Genomic DNA, 1,082 nt, shown 5'->3' with positions numbered 1-1,082 from the left:
TCTTTTACCAACTCACTAAGATTAATCCTAGAGATTTTTTAAAGATTAAAGATGTTAAAGATGTTAAACCGATATCTGATAGGAAGGTTGAGATTATTGTTGAAAATGCTTCAAAAGCACTACCTGAAATTTTTGAACTATGTCATAAGTATGGTATACAGATTGAGGAAATTAGTTATAAGAAGCCTACACTAAATGACGTATTTATACATTTGACAGGTAGAGAGTTAAGAGAAGAGGAAGGTACATTCTTTGATCATATAAGGATGATTCATAGGAGGAGAGTATTATGAAGAGTATTTACAATTCTCTATCAATAATATCTGCAATTGCTCTTAGACAAATTAAGAGATTTTTCAGAGCTAGAGCGAGAGCTATAAGTACTATACTAATGCCAATTATGTGGCTTGTATTGTTTGGTGTTGGATTTTCAACAACATTTAGGACATTACCATTTAGACAAATTTTAGGAACTTCATATCTATCATTTCTAGTTCCTGGAATTGTATGTATGACAATGTTCACATCTTCATTTATGGCAGGTGTATCCGTTATATGGGATAGACAATTTGGATTTTTAAAAGAAGTTCTTGTAGCACCTGCATCTAGAACATGTATTATTGTAGGTAGAATTATTGGTGATGTATCAACAGCACTAATACAAGCATCTATAATAATGATACTTGGACTAGCAATGACAGGTTATCTAAACTACGTAAATATACCACTAGCATTACTATACTGCATACTTATTGGAATTGTAGGTGCTGGACTTGGAACAATAATAGCACTTATCGTAAATAGTTTTGAAACATTTCAAGCATTAGTAAGCTTTATAGTACTTCCATTAAACTTCCTTAGCAACATATTCTACCCACTTAAATATATGCCAACATGGTTTAAAATACCAACATTACTAAACCCAATAACCTATAGTACAGATGCATTAAGGACATTATTAATAAACTACACATCTATTGGACTTGGTGTTGATAGTCTAGTTTTAACAATATTTGCAATAGCTATGATAAGTATATGTACAATACTATTTAGAAGAACGACAGTAGAGTAAAAATTAGAAG

2 protein-coding genes are annotated in these 1,082 nt (G+C 31.1%); both read left to right on the top strand.

All coding sequences use genetic code 11. The features are described from left to right. On the top strand, nucleotides 1-293 hold a 293-nt coding region (locus tag AC3WVG_RS12245; RefSeq protein ID WP_488798397.1), incomplete at its 5' end, for an ATP-binding protein DrrA1-3 family domain-containing protein. Next, complete coding sequence (locus AC3WVG_RS12240) at nucleotides 290-1,072, top strand: ABC transporter permease (protein ID WP_488798396.1); 783 nt, start codon at nucleotides 290-292, stop codon at nucleotides 1,070-1,072. The genes AC3WVG_RS12245 and AC3WVG_RS12240, both read left to right, overlap by 4 nt. Nucleotides 1,073-1,082: the final 10 nt, after the last annotated feature.

Source organism: Desulfovulcanus sp. (assembly GCF_982781345.1).
This window is presented reverse-complemented; position numbering and strand designations above follow the sequence as displayed.

What these genes read in the sequence shown, in the direction of transcription:
- AC3WVG_RS12240 (WP_488798396.1), top strand. Translation starts at nt 290, where the DNA reads ATGAAGAGTATTTACAATTCTCTATCAATAATATCTGCAATTGCTCTT.